Raw genomic sequence first — 13,493 nt, 5'->3', positions numbered from 1 at the left:
GCTGTACCGGATTGATGATTCTGAAGAATAGGAACACGCCAATGAACGTAGTCATGGTGCTCAACTACAAGGCCCCCAACGAAACCATCAGTTGTGTGGAGAGCATCCTCAAGCACTGCCCGTCCATCGATCACACGGTGGTGGTGGACAATGATTCCCAGGACGGCTCCATCGACGTCCTGCAACGCTGGCAGGCCGAAAACGGCCTGAGCCAGGTCACCGTGCTCGCCAGTCCGCGCAACGACGGCTATGCCGGTGGCAACAACTACGGCATGCGCTGGGCGCTGGACAATCTGGCGGTCAAGCATTTCTGGGTCGTCAACAACGACGCCTACGTCAAGGACGATGCCTTCGCGCCACTGCTGGCCGAACTGCAGCGCGCGCCCAAGACCATCGTCGGCTCAGTGATCCTGAGCTCCCAGACCGGTCGCCTGGAGTGCTACGGCGGCGGCATCCTCTATCCGCTGCTGGGCAAGTCCAAGCTGCTGGGCAAGGACATCGAGGTCAGCGAGATCTCCAAGCTGGACCGTGAACCCGACTACATCATGGGGTGCAGCATGGCTTTCTGCGCCAGCCTGCTGACCGAGATCGGATTCATGGACGAAGCCTACTTCATGTACTCCGAAGAGGTGGACTGGCAGCACCAGGCCAAGCGCAAGGGCGTCGCCCTTAAGGTTTCGCCCGAGAGCCAGCTCTATCATTACGGCTCCATGAGCTCGGGTGGACGTAGCGCCTTCTATCACTACTTCCGCAACCGCGCGGCCACCCGTTTCAATCGCAAGTTCCACGGTACCCCCTACGCACTGGTCTCCGCCGTGTTGCTGTCCGGCATCACCGTGCTCAAGGAATTCAAGAATCCGAAACTGGCCTGGTCCGGCGTCAAGGGCGCCTTCAAGGGAGCGACGATGCATGTCTAACCTACGCACCCAAGCCTTTGGTATCGACTTCTTCACCGGTACCAAGGACGAGTTGCTGAACTCGATCAGCCAGGACATCCATCGGCCCTACAGCTACATCGTCACGCCGAACATCGACCATGTCGTGCAGCTGCAGAGCAATGCCGACATGCGCGAGTCCTATCAGCGCGCCGGCAAGCGCATCTGCGACAGCCGGATCCTGATGCCCATCCTCAAGTCGCTGGGCGTCGCCGTGCCCGAGGTCATCACCGGCAGCGATCTGACCCTGAGCATCCTGCGCAAGGCCAACGACGAGCGCCTGTCGGTAGTGCTGATCGGTTCCAGCGAGGATGACGTCGGCAAGTTGCGCCGGATGTATCCACACATCCAGCTGGCGCACTACAACCCGCCGATGGGCTTCATCAACGATCCGCTGGAGACGCAGAAATGCGTCGACTTCGTGATGCAGAATCCGTCGGAATTCATCCTCTATGCCGTAGGGGCGCCGCGTCAGGAAAAGCTCGCGCGGCAGATCGACAGCAGCAAGCGTACCGGTGTCGGCCTGTGCATCGGCGCGTCCATCCTGTTCGCCGTGGGCACCGTCAAGCGCGCACCGCGCTGGATGCAGAAAGCCAGGCTGGAATGGCTGCACCGGCTGTGCTCGGAGCCCAAACGGCTGGCCAAGCGTTACGTGCACGATGCGTTGAGCATCCTGCCCATCTATCTCAAGGAACGCAGCAGTCGACGCACCTGAGTGGCTGCCTCGCAGCGTTCTCAGCCGCAAGGAAGATGACCACCGGACAAGCCGTCCGGTGGTCCCGTCTGGATGGGTAGGTCTATGAGCATTCTCCGTAAAAGTACCGTTTCCTTCGTTCTCCTGATCCCGTTGCTGATCCTGCACCTGGACGTGTTCGGCGAAAGCCCGCACAACCCGGTCGGCATCCTCTATCTGAACGAGCTGTATCTGGCCATCTGCATGGCCTTCACCTTCTTCTACCTGCTGACCAGCATTGGCACCCAGCAGCGCGAATTCAAGATCCTGATGACCTACGCCGTCTATTCGTCGGTGGTCTTCATCGGGTTGCCGGCGGTCTTTTCCTTCCTGTTCTACGGTCAGCCGCTGATCTATGGCCTGATCGAGGAGCGGCGGATCCTGTTCTGCTTCGGCTTCGCCACCCTGATGTTCCTCGGTCGCAACATGACCGCCTCGCAATTCGAGAAGGCCCTGCTGATCACCGCGCTGCTGGCCGCCGTCATGGCCTGGATGTTCAAGTTCGGCGTGCTGCCGGACCTGCGTGACAAACAGTCCTCCTTCGACCGCCCGGACCGTTCCTCCATCGGTGCGCCGGCGCTGTGCCTGGCCTACTTCTACTGCATCCAGACCTGGAACAAGGGCATCTCGCCGATCGATGGCTCGACGCGCAGCAAGACCGTCCACATCGTGCTGGCCATGGTCTTCCTGCTGACCCTGGTGTTTGGTACCCAGACCCGGCAGCTGATCGTGCTGGCGCTGGTTTTCACCGTGTTCTGCCTGAAGAGCAAGTCCATCGTCTGGATCTGCGTCTCTACGCTGTTGCTGTCGCCCTTCTTCATCTTCCCGGACCTGATGAAGGTGCTGGGGCTGAATCTGGACTTCTATGCCCAGTCGGTGGAGGACGGTCCCACCGATGGCGTGCGTGAGCAGACCATCGGCTACATCTTCTCCCACCTCAGCCAGAACCACTGGTTGCCGAGTGGCTCGCTGTCGCTGATGTGGAACAACGGCTTCATCCCCTATTTCGGCGAGTACTTCTTCCTCTCCGATGTCGGGGTGTTCGGCACCCTGTTCCGCTTCGGCTTCCTGGCCTTCATCATCATCCCGGTGTCGCTGTTCCTCTACTATCGCTGGGCCAAGATGCTGCACCCCGATACCGGCTTCGTGGTGACCGCCACCCTGGCCCAGCTGGTGATCTGGCCGCTGGCCGGCTTCTTCGAGTACCTCCAGGCCACCATCTGCTACCTGATGGTGATCCAGGCCCTGCGCGCGCTGCACCACTACAGCTCCGCGTCCGCCCCGGAGACCTACGTCAGCAGTCCCTACCCGCGCCCGAGCAGCCAGCTGGCTCGCCCGGTCTGATCCCTCGTGCCGCCCGGTGTCCGCCGGGCGGCCCCAAGGAGTTTTCACCCCCACGATGTCGATGATCAAAAACAGCACCTGGAACATCCTGGGTGTCGTCATTCCCAGTGCCATCGCGCTGCCCACCATGGGTGTGCTGTCGCGCCTGCTCGGTGTCGAGCAATTCGGCCTGTTCACCCTGGCCTTCGCCATTGTCGGCTATGCCACCCTGTTCGATGCCGGCCTGTCGCGCGCGGTGATCCGCGCCGTCGCCATGCACCACGGCGACAAGGAGCGCAATCGGCTGGTCATGGGTACGGCCACCGGCGCCGTCATCGGCCTGAGTCTGCTGGCGACACTGCTGCTATGGTTCGGCGCGGGCAAGGTGGTGAGTCTGCTGCACGTCTCGCCCGAGCATTTCGACAATGCCGTGGCCGGCTTTCGCTGGCTGAGCCTGTGCGTCCCGCCCTTCCTGCTGGCGACGGTCTGGTTCGCCTACCTGGAAGGCAACGAGCGCTTCGGCGAATTCAACATCCTGCGGACCTTCTCCAACAGTCTGCTGGCGATCGCGCCGCTGATCGCGGTACTGATCGAACCGAGCTTTTCCGCAACCGTGATTGGCCTGGTGCTGGCCCGGGTGGTCTCCATGGCGCTGGCCTACTGGCCGTTGCACAAGGATTTCCCGGAAGGCATCCGGACCTTCAAGGCCGAGGTGTTCAAGGAGCTGTTGAAATTCGGCAGCTGGATGACGGTGAGCAACATCATCAGTCCGCTGATGGTCTATTTCGACCGCTTCGTGCTGTCGCACATGGTCGGTGCCAGCCGCGTGTCCTTCTACACCGCCCCGGCCGAGGCGGTCTCGCGGATGCTGATCATCCCCAATGCCGTGGCCCGAGTGGTGTTCCCGCTGCTGAGCAAGAGCAGTGAGGACGCTACGCGCCAGGCCAACAAGGCCTTCTGGGGCCTGTTGCTGATCAGCCTGGCGATGGTGCTGCCGATCCTGGCGCTGGCGCCCTGGATCATGACCGTATGGATGGGCCCTGAGTACGGCGGCGATGCCGCGCAGATCCTGCGCATCTTGGTGGTGGGCTTCATCTTCAACGCCCTGGCACAGATTCCCTTCGCCAAGATCCAGGCCCGCGGTCATTCGCGGACCACCGCGATGATCCATCTCGCCGAACTGCTGCCCTACCTGGGTCTGCTGGTGGTCTGCATCCAGCATTTCTCCATCATGGGCGCCGCCATCGCCTGGACCATCCGGGTGACCGTGGACTATCTGGCGCTGGAATACTTCGCCCGGCGCACACCGCCGCTGCAACCCGCGCCGGTCTATCAGCAGAGCTCCTGAGGGAGCCCTGCCCAGACGAATTTCCGCAATACACGAGAGGTGCTGTCCGTGTCACGAGTGAAACGTCGTATCGGTGGTGGCCTGCTGGCCACCGTCTTGTTGTCCGCGGCGCTTTATGGCCAGGCTCAGCCCGAGTCGGCGACGGCCAAGGTGGACCTCATCGGCATCAACATGTCGGCCGCCGGCTTTGCCGGCCAGGTCCTGCCAGGCGTGGAAGGCACCAACTACTTCTACCCCACCGAAGATTACTTCCGCCGCTACGCGGCCAAGGGCATCCGCTTCATCCGCTTTCCCTTCCTCTGGGAGCGGGTGCAACCCCAGCTGGGCGGTGAACTGGACCAGGCCCAGGTCGCGCTGCTGCAGCGCACCCTGGATTTCGCCGACAAGTACGGGATCCGCGTGATCCTGGACATGCACAACTACGCGCGCTATCGCGGTCAGCTGATCGGCTCTTCCCAAGTGCCCTACGCCAGCTACGCCGATGCCTGGAAACGCCTGGCCCTGACCTTCCAGAAGCATCCGGCGCTGTACGGCTACGATGTCATGAACGAGCCCCATGACACCCAGGGTCTCTGGCCCCGCGCGGCCCAGACGGCCGTGGACAGCATCCGCAGCGTCGACATGAAGACGCCGATCTTCATCGCCGGCGACAGCTGGTCCAGTGCCCAGCGCTGGCCCCAGGTGAATGGCGACCTGCTGATCAAGGATCCGGCGGACAACCTCATCTATGAGGCCCATATCTACTTCGACGACGATTCCAGCGGCAATTACGCCTCGGGCATGAAGGGCGTCCATCCCATGATCGGCGTGGAAAGAACCCGCCCCTTCATCGAATGGCTGAAACAGCACAATTTGCGCGGCTTCGTTGGCGAATATGGGATACCTGCACACCCACAGTGGCTGGAAGCCATGGACAATCTGCTGAGCTATCTGGGCGAGCAGTGCGTACCCAGCGCCTATTGGGCGGCCGGTCCGGGCTGGGGCGACTATCCTCTGGCCATCGAACCCAAGAACGGCACGGAGAAGCCGCAGACGGCCCTGCTGCAAAAACACCTGAACAAACATGACTGCCAAGTCATAGGACCTCGTTAGCGGAGATGTGACAGATTTCGAACGGCGTCACCTTTTTCCGCTCCCGGGGCGCTGAACTCGATGGCTAAAGGCCAGTCCTAGACCAGCAGACTCAGGTGCTCATACAACTAAAAGCTGAGACCTCGAGTTCTCTCGTACGCTGGACAGACGGGTCACCTGGAACCTGGTCCACCGTCGAGGCTCGCCGCGTCTTGCGAAGGAACACCATGAATAACCGGCTCGTTGCTTCTACCTTCCGATTTATTCCTCTTGCTCACACTCAATCAGCAATCAAGGACGAATGACATGAAAACCAAATTTACCGCTCTGGCCTTGCTGTCCGGCATCGTCCTGCAGGGTTGTGCCTACTCCCCGGGTCAGTACCTGGACCAGGACGACCTGAAGAGCGATCCGAGCATCCAGGGCACCAAGGTCCAGCTGATCCCGATCACCAGCTCGCTGCTGATGAGTCAGGATTCCGCGGCCCTGTCCAAGGCTCCCGACCTCAAGCCCCTGCTGGACTACAAGCCGCAGGCTTACCGCGTCGGTGCGAGCGACCTGCTCTACATCACCGTCTGGGATCACCCCGAACTGACCGCTCCGTCCGGCGCCCAGCAGCAGCTGGAAGCCAACGGTCGCCTGGTACGTCCGGATGGCACCCTGTTCTACCCCTACGTCGGCACCGTGCGCGCCGCCGGCAAGACCCTGGAAGAGATCCGCACCGATATCTCCCGCCGTCTGGCCACCTTCATCGACAATCCCCAGATCGACGTCAGCGTGCTGAAGTTCGGCAGCCAGAAGGTCACCGTCTCCGGTGCCGTGAACAAGGGCGATGCCATTCCTCTGACCACCAAGCCCATCACCCTGGTGGAAGCCCTGGGCCAGGTTGGCGTGGCCAACACCGGCGGTGCCGATCTGACCGGCGTGACCCTGGTTCGCGACGGCAAGGAATACCGCCTGGATACCGACAGCCTGAACCGCAAGGATTCCAAGCTGTACGGCATCTACCTGAAGGACGGTGACAGCATCCACCTGCCCTACAACGATGCCCGCAAGGTCTATGTGGTCGGTGAAGTCCGCTCGCCCGCAGCGGTCAGCTACAAGATCACCAACCTGAACCTGATGGAAGCCCTGAGCCAGGCCGGCGGCATCCAGCAGGAAACCGCCAACGCCGATGCCGTCTACGTCATCCGTGGCCCGGAAGATCTGAAGGCGCCGGGTGCCACTGCCCAGGTCTTCCACCTGGCGGCCAAGAACCCCACCGCCTATGTGCTGGCGCAGAACTTCCATCTGCAGCCGCAGGACGTGGTCTTCGTTGGCCCGGCCGGTATCACCCGCTGGAACCGCTTCGTCAGCCAACTGCTGGGTTCCACCAACATCCTGTCCTCCAGCGCCAGCCTGAACAGCAGCTTCAAGTAATAGCGCTCGCTTGCCGTCATGCCGGTTACCGCCGCGCATGACGGCAATTCCTCTGACGTTCTGCTACACCCCCCTCCGTATCCCCGCTCTATTTTTCCCGCCAGAAAATCTGAAATCCGCTGCCTAGACGGCCTCGCCCGTCGCCCATTAATTATTTCGATACCTATTAGCCCCATAATTGCTGCCGCTCGGCCTGGCACAGGCAGTTTTTCGTCACGCTTTTGCGTAATGTAGCTAACCTGATACCGAAGTTGGGCACGTTTAAGGACTGGGTGTGGCGTCAGGCAAGGCAACAAGAGCAAGGTCCCGCTTCGGTTGGTGGCGCAGGCTGACGGTAGGGCTGCTGGGCTATCTGTCCCTCCTGGGGACGGCCCTGGCGGCGCCCGCCAGCGTGGCGTTCTGGTACGCGGAAAAACCGCCGGTAGCCGAACTCGCGCAGTTCGATTGGGTGGTGCTCGAACCCGGACATGCCAGCGCCACCGATGTCCGCGCCCTGCACGAGGCCGGAGCCCAACCCTTCGCCTATCTGTCCATTGGCGAATTCGCCGGCGATGCGGCGGCCCTGGAAAAGGCCGGCCTCAGTGCCGGTGCCAGCCCGGTGGCCAACAAGGCCTGGGGCAGCCAGGTGATGAACCTGGCGTCGCCGGTCTGGCGAGCCCATCTGCTCGAACGCGCCGCCCAATTGGCCAAGGCCGGTTACACCGGCCTGTTCCTCGATACCCTCGACAGTTTCCAGCTGGTGGCCGAAGACCAGCGGGAAAGCCAGCGCCTGGCGCTCAAGAGCCTGCTGGCCGACCTGCACCGCCGCCAGCCGTCGCTCAAGCTGTTCTTCAATCGCGGCTTCGAGGTGCAACCCGAATTGCCCGGGGTCGCCGCCGCCATGGCGGTCGAATCCATCTATGCCGGCTGGGATGCCGGCAAGAAGACCTATCGCCCGGTCAGCGAGCAGGATCGCGAATGGCTGAAGCCGCGGATCGAGGCGGCGCGCAGTGCCGGCATCCCGGTCATCGCCATCGAGTACCTGCCGCCGGAGCAGCGCGACGAAGCCCGGCGCCTGGCCAAGCGGCTGCGCGACGAAGGCTACGTGCCCTATATCACCACCCCCGATCTCAACACCCTGGGCATCAGTTCGGTGGCCCTGCAGCCACGTCGGCTGGCGCTGCTCTACGATGGTCGCGAAGGCGCCCTGCGCCAGTCGGCGGTGCACCGCTTCCTGGGCAGCGCCCTGGAGTACCAGGGCTATCGCCTGGACTATTTCGATGCCTCCAAGCCGCTGCCCGCGGCCTGGCCCGGCGCCCTCTATGCCGGGGTGGTGGTCTGGATGACCAGTGGCCCGCCACCCGATTCGCGGAATTTCAGCGACTGGATCGGCCAGCGTCTGGACGAAAAGACGCCGTTGCTGATCCTCGGCGGTCTGCCGCTGGACAACGAAGCCCTGCTCAAGCGGCTGGGTCTGGGCGTCAGTCGCAAACCGCTGCCCGACAACCTGACCCTCAAGGTGACGGACCCTGCCCTCGCCGGCAACTTCGAGGCACCGGTCAAGTTGCGGACGCGTGACCTGCCCGCCGTGCAGACGCTACCCGGCGGGCCGACACCGGTGGTCAGTCTGAGCGGTCCGGGCGGGACCTTCGTGCCCATGGGCGTGGCCTCCTGGGGCGGCTTCGCTTTCGGCCCCTATGTCATGGAAGACGGTCCCGAAGCCAGTCGCTGGATCATCGACCCCTTCACTTTCACCGCGAAAACGTTGCAACTGCCGCCCCTGCCGGTGCCCGATCCGACCACGGAGAACGGCCGGCGCATCGCCACCGTGCACATCGACGGCGACGCCTTCGCGTCCAAGGCGGAGATTCCGGGCGCGCCCTTTTCCGGCCAGGTGGTGCTGGAGCGGTTCATCCAGCCGCACCCCTTTCTGACCTCGGCCTCGATCATCGAAGGCGAGGTCGGCCCCAAGGGCCGCTATCCGGAGCTGACCGCGCAACTGGAGCCCATCGCCCGCCGCCTGTTCGCCGACCCCAAGGTGGAGGTGGCTACCCACACCTTCAGCCATCCGTTCTTCTGGCAACCGGCGGTCTCCGAGCAGAGCGAGAACTTCGAAGCCCAGTACGGCTACATGATGCAGATTCCCGGCTACGACAAGGTGGATTTCACCCGGGAGATCGTGGGCTCGACGCGCTATATCAATGAACGCCTGACCACCCCGCAGAAGCCGGTGAAGATGGTGTTCTGGTCCGGTGACGCCCAACCCGATGCGGCGACCCTCAAGCTCGCCTACGACAACGGCCTGCTCAACGTGAACGGCGGCAACTCGCACATCACCCGCTCGCAGCCCTCGGTGAGCGGTCTGTATCCCTTCATCCGCCCCACCCCGGGCGGTCTGCAGTTCTATGCGCCCATCATCAACGAGAACGTCTACACCAATCTCTGGCGCGGTCCCTATTACGGCTTTCGCGATCTGCTCTATACCTTCGAGCGCACCGAGCATCCCCGCCGACTGCGCGGGCTGAATCTCTACTACCACTTCTACTCGGGCACCAAGCAGGCTTCGCTCAAGGTCATGGAAGAGATCTACCAGGGCATGGCCGCCGAGCATCCGCTGTCGCTGTGGATGAGCGACTACCTGAGTCGCCTGCGGGGCTTCTTTACCGCCAGTCTGGCCCGGGAAGACGACGGCAGCTGGTCGATCAAGGCCCTCGACGGCCTGCGCACCCTGCGCCTGGATCCGCGCCTGGGCTGGCCGGATCTGCAGCGCTCGAAGGGCATCGCCGGGGTCCGCGACCTGCCGCAGGGACGCTATGTCCACCTGGCCGGCGATCAGGCGCGGCTGGTCCTGCGTGACAGCCGCGATCCCACCCCCGCTCTCGAAGAGGCCAACATCCCGCTGCAGCAATGGGACTACCTGTCGCCGACGCGGATCCGCTTCGCCTTCGCCGGGCAATTTCCGCTGGAGCTGACCCTGCGCGCGGCCTCGGCCTGCGAGGTACGGGTCGGTCGCGAGCGCTACAAGGGCCAGTCAGGACAGGCCGGACTGCTGACGTTCAAACTTCCGCTAACACAAGTGAGTGACGGTGAGATCGTCTGCAGCTAAGAAAACCCGGCTCCTGAGCGGTTGGACACTGCTGGGGGTCGCGCTCCTCACCGCGCTGGTGCTGGTGCTGACCTTTCACGGCAAGCAGGTCTTCCTGCCCGGCGAGGAGCCGGCCGACCAGGTCTCCATCAGCTACGCGCAGGTGCTGCTCAAGGCGACGCCGGACGATACCGGGCTGCGCATGAAGCTGATCGACCAGTTGATCGCCCTGGGGCGCATCGACGAGGCGCGGCGTCAGTTGCAACTGCTGCCCGAGCCCCTGGCCTCGACGCCCTTCTACGCCCTGGAAATGGACATCCTGCAGGCGGAGGCCCAGCCGCAAGGCCTGGCCGACGCCGATCGCGAACGCCTGGCGCAACGCCTGAGCGCCCTGGACGTGGCGACCCTGAGCACGCCCCAGCTGCAACGGGTGGCCGAGCGCGCCCTGCAACTGGCGGATCCGGCCACGGCGGCGCAGCGTTACGTCGAACTGGCCCGGCGTGATCCGCCGCGGCGCCAGCAGTGGCTGGAACAGGCGGCGCGCTGGAGTCTGGCCGGTGGCCGTCAACAGGAGGCCGCGCGTCTCTATCTGCGCCTGGCCGATCTCGCCGATTCGGCCGAACAGCGCCAGGGCTACCGGCACCAGGCCTTCGATGCCTGGCTCGCCGCCGGCCAGGGCGCCGAAGCCGCCGCCCTGCTGGAGCAGGAACTGCCGCGTCTGCAAGCCGATGCCAGCGGTCTGGCCTGGCTGCAGGCCGGGGTGGCCGCCGCCCAGGGCAGCGGGCGCCTGGATCTGGCCCAGCGGCTGATCGATCGCTGGCGCGAGTGGCAACCGGACGATCCCGCCGCCCTGGAGGCCGCCTACCGACTGGCCCTGGGCCGCGGCGACACCGAACGGGCCTGGGACGAAGGTCATCAGCTGCTGGCCCTGCGCCCGGACGATGAGAAATTGCTCGCGGAACTGGCCCAGCTGGGCGAATGGACCGGGCATATGGACGAAGCCCTCGACCTCTGGTTGCGCCTGCTGGCACGCCAGGACGATCCGGCCCGCCGCGACCACGCCTGGAAGCTGGCCGCCCGGGCGTTTCGCTTCGATGCGGTGGTCGAGTTGCTGGCCGAGGCGTCGCGGCGGCGCCAGCTGGACAAGACCGAACTGGACGCGCTGATCTTCGCCTACGAGTCCCTGGGCGATCCCGCTGCCGAGGAGCGCTGGCTGCGCGACTACATCAGGCGTCAGCCCAAGCAGCGCCTGGCCTGGGAGCGGCTGCAGCAACTGCTGGCCCGTACCGAGCAGGGCGATGCCGAAGCCGCAGGCTGGGCAGCGTTCGGCAAGAGATTCCCGCTGACCAACGCCGAGTATCTGAGCTGGGCCGGCACCCTCTGGGAGCTGTTCAAGCCCGAAGAGGCCTGGAAGGTGCTCGAGGGCATGCCGGCCAAGCAGCGGCAGGGCGACGACTACTGGCGCCTGCGGGCGGAGCTGGCCTGGGAACTGGAGCGCGATGGCGAGGCCCAGCTGGCCTTCGAACGCCTGGCCGCGAGCGACAAGGGCCTGGCCGCCAACGACGAGGACCGGCTGCTGGCGATCTATCTGCGCACCGCGCCGCGCAAGGCCCTGGCCCTGCTGGAAAAGAGCTGGGAAAAGAGCAAGAGCCAGAAGCGCCTGACCGACGCCCTGCAATGGGCCGAGCAACTCAAGGACACGGCGGCGCTGGAGCGGCTGCTGGCCAGTGCCGCGCGTGAGCCGGCCTCGGCCGACAATCCCGCCGTCTGGCTGGCGCGGTCGGGGCTGGACTTCCAGCGTGGTCGCGTCGTCCAGGCCGAAGAAGGCTATCGAAAGGCCTTGCAGCGCTTCCCGGACGACGACCGCTTCCGCGAGCGGCTGCTGTGGCTGCTCATCGACCAGAATCGCCAGACCGAGCTGGCGACGCTGCTGCGCGACTGGAAGGGCCGGGCCCGCGACAGCGACGTGCTCTGGCTACCCTTCGGCAGCGGCCTGGTGCTGCTGGGCCAGGCGGAAGAGGCGCTCGGCTGGTATCGCCGCTACCTGGACGCCCACCCCCAGGACTGGCTGGTGCAGGCCGCCTACGCCGATGCCCTGGACGCCGCCGGTCACCAGGACGCGGCGCTGCGACTGCGCAAGGCCGTCACGCCGCACCTGGCCAACGACGAGGTGCCGGCCACCCCCGAGCGCTATGCCACCTACCTGCGGCTGCTCTCCAGCCTGCGCGGCCCCCAGGCGGCGCTGGCCCAGGCGCGCGCCTGGCAGGATGGCTCGCCGAGCATGCTGCAACTCTGGTTCGACCAGTGGCTCGACGCCCTCAGCCAGAACAACGACGACGGCCTCAAGAGTGAATGGCTGGCCTGGGCCAAGAGTCGTGGCCTGAAGGTGCGCCAGTACGAGCAGTTGCAGGAGGTCCTGCGCCGGCAGAATCGTGGCGAGCTGGAGAAGCTGCTGGCGGCCGGCGATCTGGATCCGGCGCAGCGCGTCGAGGTGCTGCAGCGCCTCGGCCATGCCGGCGACGCCCAGGCCGCGGCCCTGACGGCGGCCGGCGACGAGCCACCGGAGGTCATCCAGCGGCAGCTGCTGCGCCAGGCCACCGAACAGGCCGAGCGCACGCCCAATGGCGTCCAGGCCGGCTGGGAGCGCCGCGACTATGGCGGCCTGATTGAACAGGGCAGCGAGGTGCGCGCCGCCCGGCGACTCAGCGATGACGTCTATGCCGATGTCCAGCTCAAGCAGAATCGCGTGGAGAGCAGCGGCCTCAAGTCCGACGCCCTGGGCAACGAACACCAGATGCTGCTCAAGGTGCTGAAGAACCTGGCCGACGGCGGTCTGGAAACCACCGTCGACGCCAGCCAGCGGTCGGACAGCAATCGCCTGGGCCTGGGCGTCGCCCGCACTTGGCGCATCGATGGCAACACCGAGATCGAGGCGGCCCTGGACTGGCACCGGCAACCCGACGAGAGCGGCTATCTGCGCGCCCTGGGCCGCCGCGACAGCGTCAGCCTGGCGGGTCGCCACAACCTCACGCCACGCGACCAGCTGAGCTGGCGGGCGGCGCACAATCGCTATTCCAGTCGGGACGGCGATGCCCTGGGCAGCGGCTTCGCCTTCAACCTGGAGCTGAGCCACATGATCTTCTTCGAAGGTCCCACCTGGCAGGTGCGCAGCGGCATCACCTACCAGCAGAACAGTGCGCGCAGCACCCTGCCCGCCAGCGTCACCCGCTACCTGCAGCCGCTGGCCGGCAGTGGCGAGAACGGCGAGGTCACCGTGGCCGACCTGGAGGCCCTGGGCGGCACCCAGCTGTTGCAGGATCGCTATGGCCAGCTCTATGTCGGCAGCAGCTGGCGCCGCGGCATTCCCGGTTCGCTCAACCGCACCCACCCCCAGTACAGCTGGCTAGTGGACACCCTGGTCGGCTGGCAGTGGACCGAGCGCGAATTCAACTACGGTTTGAATGTCGGCCTGGGCATGGTAGTGCTCGGCGACGACGAACTGGCGTTCACCGCCGGCTACCAGTCCGCGCCCCAGGGCAGCGGCGGTCAGGCCGGCAGCACCCTGGGCATTCAATACAGCAATCGAATCGGTCGCTAGGC

At 64.8% G+C, this 13,493-nt stretch carries 8 protein-coding genes; all 8 read left to right on the top strand.

Going from position 1 to position 13,493, the window contains the following annotated elements; genetic code table 11:
• The first annotated feature begins 41 nt into the window (after nucleotides 1–41).
• Entirely contained in the window at nucleotides 42–917 is an 876-nt protein-coding gene (locus AABM56_RS01240) for a glycosyltransferase family 2 protein (RefSeq protein WP_133860420.1), read from the top strand.
• Nucleotides 910–1,650 (top strand): WecB/TagA/CpsF family glycosyltransferase, encoded by a 741-nt coding sequence (locus tag AABM56_RS01235; protein ID WP_133860419.1) that lies wholly within the window; start codon nucleotides 910–912, stop codon nucleotides 1,648–1,650. The genes AABM56_RS01240 and AABM56_RS01235 overlap by 8 nt, the downstream gene beginning before the upstream one ends.
• 84 nt (nucleotides 1,651–1,734) lie before the next feature.
• Complete coding sequence (locus AABM56_RS01230) at nucleotides 1,735–3,012, top strand: hypothetical protein (RefSeq protein WP_133860418.1); 1,278 nt, start codon at nucleotides 1,735–1,737, stop codon at nucleotides 3,010–3,012.
• A 55-nt stretch (nucleotides 3,013–3,067) separates the two neighbouring features.
• Nucleotides 3,068–4,339: a flippase gene (locus AABM56_RS01225; protein WP_252977242.1), complete on the top strand. Its 1,272-nt coding sequence runs from the start codon at nucleotides 3,068–3,070 to the stop codon at nucleotides 4,337–4,339.
• Between the two features lie 57 nt (nucleotides 4,340–4,396).
• A complete protein-coding gene (locus AABM56_RS01220) occupies nucleotides 4,397–5,431 on the top strand; it encodes a glycoside hydrolase family 5 protein (RefSeq protein WP_133860606.1) in 1,035 nt (344 codons plus the stop codon).
• Between the two features lie 285 nt (nucleotides 5,432–5,716).
• Nucleotides 5,717–6,829 (top strand): polysaccharide biosynthesis/export family protein, encoded by a 1,113-nt coding sequence (locus AABM56_RS01215; RefSeq protein WP_133860417.1) that lies wholly within the window; start codon nucleotides 5,717–5,719, stop codon nucleotides 6,827–6,829.
• A gap of 328 nt (nucleotides 6,830–7,157) precedes the next feature.
• Nucleotides 7,158–9,914 carry a bifunctional glycoside hydrolase 114/ polysaccharide deacetylase family protein gene (locus AABM56_RS01210; protein WP_347884141.1) on the top strand — a complete coding sequence of 919 codons (2,757 nt, stop codon included), beginning with the start codon at nucleotides 7,158–7,160 and terminating at the stop codon, nucleotides 9,912–9,914.
• On the top strand, nucleotides 9,895–13,491 hold the full coding sequence (locus AABM56_RS01205; RefSeq protein WP_263259089.1) for a tetratricopeptide repeat protein: 3,597 nt from the start codon (nucleotides 9,895–9,897) through the stop codon (nucleotides 13,489–13,491). Before AABM56_RS01210 ends, AABM56_RS01205 begins: the two co-directional genes overlap by 20 nt.
• Nucleotides 13,492–13,493 lie beyond the last annotated feature (2 nt).

This window comes from Pseudomonas aestiva (assembly GCF_039908605.1).
Taxonomy (GTDB): domain Bacteria; phylum Pseudomonadota; class Gammaproteobacteria; order Pseudomonadales; family Pseudomonadaceae; genus Chryseomonas; species Chryseomonas aestiva.
This window is presented reverse-complemented; position numbering and strand designations above follow the sequence as displayed.